The organism is Bacillus haikouensis (genome assembly GCF_013179555.1).
In the GTDB taxonomy this organism is placed as follows: domain Bacteria; phylum Bacillota; class Bacilli; order Bacillales; family Bacillaceae_B; genus Rossellomorea; species Rossellomorea haikouensis_A.
In genome coordinates this window covers 1-888 of record NZ_JABMCR010000584.1, presented here as the reverse complement: position 1 = coordinate 888, position 888 = coordinate 1, and the positions used below count along the sequence as shown (strand labels likewise).

1 protein-coding gene and 1 pseudogene are annotated in these 888 nt (G+C 42.0%); one reads left to right on the top strand and one right to left on the bottom strand.

The window, feature by feature from the left end; all coding sequences use genetic code 11:
* Positions 1–279 (top strand): annotated as a pseudogene (locus HP456_RS24450) (ABC transporter permease); the annotation flags it as partial.
* Between the two features lies 1 nt (position 280).
* Here the strand turns inward: HP456_RS24450 and HP456_RS24445 are convergent.
* Positions 281–888 (bottom strand): ATP-binding protein (locus tag HP456_RS24445; RefSeq protein ID WP_172255858.1); only part of this gene is annotated, 608 nt, incomplete at its 5' end.

The window sequence follows — 888 nt, the reverse complement described above, 5'->3', positions numbered from 1 at the left end:
CATTATGCCATTTTGAGAAAAATTGGTGTGGGAGACACCGAAATCAAACGAAACATACGCAAGCAGCTGCTGTTCGTATTTTTACCCCCGCTGATCATAGGATTATTGCACAGTTGGTTTCTCTTATACTACACCGTCATCCTGCTGGTAAAGGATTTACCAGCCTTAACGACGATCATTCTTTCGGTGATGGGACTTTATGTGGTAACGTATCTAATCTTTTATGTATCCTCCACATCTATTTACTATAGGATCATCAACGAAAAAAACACACGATGAGTTACTCGTCGTGTGTTTTTTGCATGAGCAAATACGGGTCGCTGTCCTGAGGGAAATGAATGATGAATCGGGTATATGAACCGGCCGCCGACTTGCAGGTAATGTAGTGACCGAGCTTATTCGATAACTGCTGTGCTAAATACAGTCCCATTCCGGTCGACTTCGCATGAATCCGTCCCGTTTCACCGGTGAAACCACGGTTGAAAATTCGCGGCAGGTCTTTTTGGCTGATTCCTATCCCGTTGTCCTGGATGATAAGTTGTTTTTCCTGCTGTGAATCGGACGCTGATATCGTGATCTGCCCGAGAGATTCTGTATATTTTAAGCTGTTCGTAATGATTTGGTTGACGATGAAATGAAGCCATTTGGCATCGCTTTGAACAGTCAGTGTTTCTGCCTGAAAGTGTATGCTGATTTTTTTAGAAAAGAATGTCTTCGAATGAGACTTAACAATATTCTTGGAAATCTGGATAATGTCACATACCTGAATCTCATAATCCTGATTAAAGCTATCGAGCTTCGCATAATAGAGAGCTTGATCAACGTAATTTTCAATCTTCGTGATTTCTTCACCTAAACTGGCTGCGTCCATATCGGTTTGCTGAAGCA